We start from the raw sequence: 7,059 nt of genomic DNA, 5'->3' as shown, positions 1-7,059 counted from the left end.
ATTGAATTGTACAAGAAATGTAAAGTATTATTTTTCCCTTCATTAAGTGAAGGGCTGGGTATCCCCATCATTGAGGCTCAACTTTGTGGATGCCGGGTTCTTACTCGCAATGCCATGCCAATGAATCAACTTCTATGCCGTGGAAGCCGTGTCATGAAAGAAGCTCCTGCTGAGAACAGTGCTCTCCTCGGCAAAATGCTTTCAGAAAATTTTGACTATGAAGAGCTCGCCCAAGATGCACACCGCAAATTCTCTCTTGAGAAGGTGTACCATCATCTCATGGAAATTCTTCACTAAGGATGACTCAGCGTGAACAAGAACCTCTTCTTCCGTTCCTTCGCCTATCGTCATCTGCAAAGGCTCCCTTTCTGCGGGTTCTTCCGCGGCAACGCATGGCGCGAGGCCGCCGAGGATGCCGAGCAGGCGTTCGTGCGCCGTCTTTTCCTCTGCGGAATACCGGTTCTGACCCTGCGCGAGCTGGATGATCTTGTCAGCGTCGAGCTGGGCAAAGGCCTTCCCGTTCTGGCCGTAAAGCGAAGCAGCAGCAAGGTGTGCGGCTATATCGGCTTTCTGGAGATATTCAAGCTGCGCTACACGGGCGTGTACCCCATGCCGCGCAAAGGCATGAGCGTTTATCCCGTATCCCGTCGGACGAAGAAGTTTTTTTTCGATATCGGCAGGGTACGGGAAAGCGATACGAAAAGCGGCATCACGCGGACGACGGTCTCCCTGTTTTCCGCCATGAAAAATCTTCTGCCGCAGGGGTATGAGCTTCGTCCCGTCTATTCCCGTCAGGGGGCGTTCGGGTACTTCTACGCAGACGGTTTCCATGGAAAGTATGCTTCTGGAGAATATGATTCTGCAAATGATATGCCCATTGATATCGCTCCGGGGGATATTTTTCTTTCCGTCATTACGGATTTTGAAGCTACGGCGGTACAGAAAAACGCGCTGACAGCCATGAAAAATGCGGGAGTTCGCCTTTTTTCCATCATTTACGACCTTATTCCCCTGACGCATGGGCAGTATTGCCCTGATTCCATAGTGGAGCACTACCAGCAGTGGATACAGGTGATATCCGGCTTCCATGGCGTCATCGCCGATTCCAGAAGCGTGGCGGAAGAATACCGCCAGTGGAGAAAAGAGCACTGGCGGGAAAAGGACGGCGATTTTTCCATCTCGTGGTTCCATCTCGGCTCCGAGGTGAAAAAGGACGCAGGCAGCGGCGGTATTCCCGGCTCTGCGGAACAGGTCTTTTCCGCCATGGCGGCGCGTCCCAGCTTTTTGGAAGTGAGCACGGTCGAGCCGCGCAAGGGCTATGCGCAGGCTCTTGCCGCGTTTGAACTTCTGTGGGCGAAGGGCGTGGATGTGAATTTCGTCATGGTGGGCAGGCCGGGCTGGAAGGTCGACGGGCTGATAAAGGCAATCGAACAGCACCCTGAAAACGGCAGACGGCTTTTCTGGCTCAAAGGCATCAGCGACGAATACCTCGACAAGGTCTATGAAGCCGCCGCCTGCGTGCTTTTTCCCTCCGAGGCGGAAGGCTTCGGCCTTGCCGTCGTGGAAGGCGCGCGTCACGGCAGGCCGCTCATTCTGCGGGATATCCCGGTGTTTCGGGAAATTGCCGGAGAGAGCGCCGCCTATTTTGCCGGAAAGGAACCGGAATGCTTGGCCGCATGCCTTGAAACATGGCTTCGCCGCCATGCCGAAGGAAAAACCGTTTCCTCTGCGGGCATACGTCCCCTTACCTGGGAGGAAAGCGCGAAGATGCTGCTTTCCCGCCTGCCTCTGGAAGAGAGGGGAGGAAGCTCATGCCCACGCTGATCCCTTTTTTCGACAAGGCCGGCCATCAGGTGGCGAAGCTGCGGGAGGCATACCCGGCGAACCCCAGGCTGGCGGCATGGCGGCTGGCGCTCTGGGCTGCGGGCAGGGCGCTTTGGGGAAAAATTTCCGGCGAAGTCTGCCTCACGCGCCCTTCGCACCGCGATGAGGTCCTGCACCTTGCTTTTCTGCTGCGCGGCGGGATCGGCGACGTGGTGCTCAACCTCGCCTGGATGGATGCCCTTGTCGAGCTTTCCGCCTGCCCGTGCAGCGTGGATATCTATACCAACACGCCGGAATCCTGCATGAAGCCCCTGTGCTTCTCCTGCCCGTATGTGGGGAAGATACATACCCTGAAAGAGAACATGGATGTTTCCTCCTTTGACGCCGTGTTCGACGTCATGCAGAACCCGCAGCTCAAGTCGTACTGCGGCGAGCGCCTGCACAGGCTTTCCCCGCCTCTTTTGGAGTATGCGCGGAGCCTGCTCGCGTTCCAGTCTTCCCATTCGGCGTTTTATCTCGACGAATGTCAGGCCATGGGCCTTCATTATGCCGAAGTCATGGGAAATTTCCGTCGAGGGCAGGCGGATTTCAACGGCGCGCTGAACCTGAAAGACAGCGCCTTCACCCTGCTTCCCCGCCTTTCGTGGGAAGAGCTGGCCCGGCGCTTTCATCTTCGCCCCGGCTACATCACCCTGCAACGGGAAGCGGGAGCCACCCCCACGTCTCTGAAGCTGTGGGATGCGGCCAAATATACCGCGCTTCTGGAAGCGCTGCACCGTCAACATCCGTTCCTTCCCGTGGTGCTGCTGGGCATGGAAAAGAATTTCCCTGTGCCGGCGGGGATGGAGGACCAGGTGACAGATCTGCGCGGCCGCACGGACTTTGACGAGTTCATGGCGCTTGTGTGCCATGCCCGGCTGCACATAGGCTGCGAGGGCGTGGTGCCCCACATGAGGCACTACCTGCGCGGCGGGCCTTCTCTCGTGCTGTTCGGCCCTTCCTGTGCGCGCATGCTCGGCTACCCGGAAAATGAGGCCCTGTCCGGTACGGAATGTCCCAACGGATGCGAAGGAATTCTTCCCGTATGGCAGAAAGTATGTCTGAAAGGATATGGCTTCTGCCGCTCGCTGGAAGAAATCACCGTGGAACAGGTAATGGCCCGGGTGCGGGACCTGTTGTGAAAATATAAAAGGATATATTCATGGTATTTTCCTCCCCTTTATTTCTTTTTCTTCCGGCGCTGCTTCTGGCCGATGCTCCGGCGTAACGAGGCGCAGAAATACGGTATTTCTTGCCGCCGTTTTCTATTCCCGGGGAGAGCCGCAGGGCTTCTCGATATGCCCGACGTTATGTGTAGGGGAACAGCTCGGCCTCCGGGGCCGCCGATGCCGTGGCGCAATGTCAAAATCACCTTCCGGCCAGGGGCTGTGGAAGGCGCGGCATGCCCCGGAGTTGTTATCAGGGACAACAGGGACGCAAGGCTGCTCGGCGTTTTTTGTTCCGACTTTTTGGTGCGGGAGCATGAGGCCCCGGCGCGCCCCGCCGCGCGGCCGTGAAGCTCCCCGCGCGGGGGAGGCCTGCGTTTTCGCGCGGGGGAGGGCACAGCCTCCGGGCGCATGGCCTTCCGCCCGCTTCTGGGCAGGGCCCGGCCGCCGTAGGCGGAAAGTCCCCTGCGCCGGGCCCGCCTTCCCGCCCCCTTTGCAGGAAAACCTGAGAAAAGAGGAAAAAAATGCTTGACGGCCGGAGGTAAAACGCCTAAACACATTCCTGCAACAACGAGTTGCTTCGTTCCCCGATAGCTCAATAGGCAGAGCGGGTGACTGTTAATCACTAGGTTGGCGGTTCAAGTCCGTCTCGGGGAGCCAGAGAAAGCAAGCCCTCACGATGAAAATCGTGAGGGCATTTTCTTTTAACAGCGAATTTTTTCCTTCTGTCCCCCTGATTTTCCGAGGACATGGAGTGAAGGCGAGGTAAGTTTTCAGGCAAAAGGGAGAATCTTACACGGAAGTTGCTTCGTTGCAGGGAGTAAAAGAGCTGTAACGCGAACGAAAATTTTTGGTCCAGCGAACGGCAATTTTGGTATAGTAAAATGAGGCCATTCTCAGATATAAAAAAAGCCCTAAAAAGGGCTTTTTTTATATCATCCTACTCTCGTTTGGGGTAAGGCAAAATTTTGAAGTTTAGCCGCTTCTTCCAGTCAGTTTTGATGAAGTAGATATAGCGAAACTGCCGGAAGGTCTTTTTCTCCGCACGATGAAACTCACGTCGCAGGATCTCTCCTCTTTGCCCGGACTTCTTATAGGCAGTCAGCAGCATCTCATGATATGTTTCTCCATCCAGCTCATAAAACGAAGTTAAGTGGTATCCAATATATAGAAAGTTTGAGGCCTGATAGACCACACCTAACCCACCACATCTTTCGTCAGCAAAACTTTGAATCCAAGCTACTGTTGGACATGCTCGTTTTATGAACTTTATGGAGTAGCTGATTGCTTGGCTCTCCGAATTCCTTGGAGCAGAGTCGTCAAGCCACATACGATTCAGCTCCAAGTATTCCCCTTGGTGTGTATCTTTTACAATTTTACCGGCTCGTGCAGGATTGAGCGCGTATCCGAATTGCAGCACGCCTACCCAGGCCCCGTCCAGAAATACGCCGAGATGCACATAGCTGTTGTTTACAAACCTGTGGGAGTAGTGTTTTTCAAGGATGACTTTTCGTGCTTCACGGCATGAGATTTGAGCCACATAAAAAGCTTTTCGCCCAAAGCCCTGCACTCCCGACTCTCCCATGATATATTCAGGAGTTTCCGATTCCGGGGGCAGATACGCGGTTAAAATTGGAGGATGATAAGCCTTCTTTTTCGTTGCCAAGATAATTCCTACCAAGGGGCTCTCGGCTCTCTTGATCGAAGTTCTTGACTTTCAGGATATTATACGCTCCGCAACGCGGACACTTGATTTCAAAGATTCCTACTACGACCTTAGCCAGTAGCTTTTCACACTTTCCACACCGTAATTCTTTAAACTCCATGTTTTGCAAGTTCCTTAACTTGCCCCTGCGACTTCGTCCTGATAGTGTTTACGGGCCCGACTTCAGACTGGGCATAAACACAGGCGGACACTCTGCGGAAGGCTCCCTTCCTTCCGTGGGGCCGTGGTGCGGTGCTTTCTCACCGCGCCGGTGGGGGCGTTGTTGTCGCCCCCGCCTCTGCCTAGATTTTTTTCATGCTAACATGCTTAACGCGATCACGCTCTTCAGCGCGCTTGCCGTCATTGAAGCGTTCCAATCCGCCGACAAGGTAGCCGGTAATCCGGCGAATGCGCTCAAAACGAATGCCTTGCCCTACAATCTTTTCCATGCGCTTTCTACTCCTTCAGCGCGACGGGAAGTTCCGGCCATGCCACGTCCGTGGGGAAGCCTTCCTGGGCAGGAAGGTCTCGCAAGGCCTGCCGGTAGGCCTTGACCAACTCCAGTTCCTCGGCACCGATGGGATAGTCCGCCATCAGAAGATAATCGGACGCCGCCAGCGAAGCGTCACGCCGTGCCCGCACAGACGCGGACGCCATTTCCATGGCTTCTTCCTCCGACTGGGTAGGAGCTTCCAGCAGCGCCCCTTCAGGAAGCGGCCCCAGCTCGGTGACATAACGGGCCTGCGTGCGCCATGTGTCGCCGGGCAGCCAGTACGGCGTTCCTGAACCTTCTACGATAACGCCGCCCTTGTCCCTGGTCTGCCGGTGATCGTCCACAAGTTCCCAGTCTTTCCCCGTCCAGCGGGCAGCCTGCTTTTCTCCGGCCTGCGGCGGCTGCTGAACCGTCGCCCCTATCACGTCCGTGATAAATTCACCATTCGGGCGCACTTGTGCTTTTTGCGTGCCCTTGTATTCGCCACTTTTCAAGTCATATCTATAAAGGTCCATAACTAACCTCCTATGTGTTGAAAATGACATAGAAGGGTAGAAAAAAGTCATCCTGAACATGTACAGGGTATTTTTTTCAACTTCGCAGAACTTTCACTCGTGGAATCGAATTAACAGCCTTTATCTTCAGGCTATTGCTGACATGCTGATAAACAGATAAAAGCATGTTGTAGTTACTGTGCCCCATAATTTCCGCTATACTCTTTATATCTCCGCTTTCCGCCATACTTATAGTGGCAAAGGCGTGGCGTAGGTCGTAGGGACGTATTCTTCGGGAGATCCCGGCTTTGTCTCTCACTCTTCTCCAAGTCTCAGAAACGCGTTTTACCGGCTTTCCCCGATAATGAATGACGCAGGAACATGCTGCTCCATCCTGCTTTTTCCATGCCCTGATCTTTGGTAAAAGAGCCTCATGGATGGGGACATAGCGTGCCGATACCTTTTGGGATTTATACGCGCACGGCATATAAATAACGCCTTCATCGAGTAAAATATCATCCCATCGAAGACGGAAGAGTTCGCATGGACCTGGACGTGCTCCCGTGTACAGACCGAGAAGAATAATCCGTTGAATGTGTTCCGGGGCGTGCTTCAATAAGCGATCGATCTCCGGTATGGTTGGCGGTTCTATGCGACGGGAAGGCGCGTGTTGCAGGCGCATATTTCGTATGGGCGATTCTTTCAGCAGTCCTTCGGAAACGCCCCAGTTGCAGGCGGCGCGAAGAATGGAAAGACGGCGGTTGATGGTACTTTGTCCGACTTTTCTTCCGCGTTGTATTTCGGAAAAGATGCGCACGTCGTCCAAGGTGATACTTGCAGTCCTTCGGGGGCCGAAAAGCTCAAGAATGGGCTTTACATGGTAGCTGTTGGCGGCTCTCGTAGTCTCTCGAATATCGGTTCTGGCCTGAAAAGCAGAAACAAGTTCAGCGATTGTGATTGTGGGTATATTCGCCTTTGCCCGCCTTCTGGCCCGTGCCATGAGGGCCTTTTCCTGTTGGTAAATGACCCGTTGAGCTTCCTCGAAAGCCGACGCCTTCTCTTCCGTCTCAAACCATCGCACCCGAAGAATACCTGTCCACGGATTCTTCCATTCGACTTTCCAAGGTTTTCTACGCCACGGGAAATGTTTTATCATGCTGGTCTCCTACTTGTCAGATTTTTCTTGCAAATTATCAAGGATACAAGAGAAATCATAGACCAGTCAGTCTTTGCGGAACGCGGGAACTGCGGGTCGCTACAATGTCCCTGGACTACCTGACGTAGTCGCGGGATGGAGCAATATGCAGGTATATCGTGACCGGGAAGCAACCATTGGCT

8 protein-coding genes and 1 tRNA gene are annotated in these 7,059 nt (G+C 54.2%); 4 read left to right on the top strand and 5 right to left on the bottom strand.

From position 1 onward, the window contains the following. From K8W16_RS10570 to K8W16_RS10555, 4 genes are all read left to right on the top strand, one after another. Positions 1-297 (top strand): glycosyltransferase (locus K8W16_RS10570; RefSeq protein ID WP_304123480.1); only part of this gene is annotated, 297 nt, incomplete at its 5' end. Positions 298-309: 12 nt separating this feature from the next. After that, positions 310-1,824: a glycosyltransferase family 1 protein gene (locus K8W16_RS10565; protein ID WP_304123477.1), complete on the top strand. Its 1,515-nt coding sequence runs from the start codon at positions 310-312 to the stop codon at positions 1,822-1,824. Then, entirely contained in the window at positions 1,812-3,005 is a 1,194-nt protein-coding gene (locus K8W16_RS10560) for a glycosyltransferase family 9 protein (protein ID WP_304123474.1), read from the top strand. Before K8W16_RS10565 ends, K8W16_RS10560 begins: the two co-directional genes overlap by 13 nt. Before the next feature lie 608 nt (positions 3,006-3,613). Further along, positions 3,614-3,689 (top strand) — tRNA-Asn (locus K8W16_RS10555). Positions 3,690-3,969: 280 nt separating this feature from the next. Here the strand turns inward: K8W16_RS10555 and K8W16_RS10550 are convergent. From K8W16_RS10550 to K8W16_RS10535, 5 genes are all read right to left on the bottom strand, one after another. After that, positions 3,970-4,695, bottom strand: coding sequence for a hypothetical protein (locus K8W16_RS10550; protein WP_304123472.1), 726 nt, complete (start codon positions 4,693-4,695; stop codon positions 3,970-3,972). After that, entirely contained in the window at positions 4,622-4,855 is a 234-nt protein-coding gene (locus K8W16_RS12425; protein WP_369694473.1) for a Com family DNA-binding transcriptional regulator, read from the bottom strand. The genes K8W16_RS10550 and K8W16_RS12425 overlap by 74 nt, the downstream gene beginning before the upstream one ends. Before the next feature lie 181 nt (positions 4,856-5,036). Beyond that, the gene (gene nrdD, locus K8W16_RS10545) at positions 5,037-5,183 is read right to left on the bottom strand and encodes an anaerobic ribonucleoside-triphosphate reductase (protein WP_304123470.1); all 147 of its coding nucleotides are present in this window, start codon (positions 5,181-5,183) and stop codon (positions 5,037-5,039) included. 7 nt (positions 5,184-5,190) lie between these two features. Beyond that, positions 5,191-5,742 carry a tail fiber assembly protein gene (locus K8W16_RS10540; RefSeq protein ID WP_304123468.1) on the bottom strand — a complete coding sequence of 184 codons (552 nt, stop codon included), beginning with the start codon at positions 5,740-5,742 and terminating at the stop codon, positions 5,191-5,193. 76 nt (positions 5,743-5,818) lie between these two features. After that, on the bottom strand, positions 5,819-6,877 hold the full coding sequence (locus tag K8W16_RS10535) for a site-specific integrase (protein ID WP_304123466.1): 1,059 nt from the start codon (positions 6,875-6,877) through the stop codon (positions 5,819-5,821). Between the last annotated feature and the right edge of the window lie 182 nt (positions 6,878-7,059).

The sequence above is a fragment of the Mailhella massiliensis genome, assembly GCF_020741395.1.
Taxonomy (GTDB): Bacteria; Desulfobacterota; Desulfovibrionia; order Desulfovibrionales; family Desulfovibrionaceae; genus Mailhella; species Mailhella massiliensis_A.
Note: the sequence above shows the minus strand (reverse complement) of the source record. Positions and strands in the feature narration are given on the sequence as shown.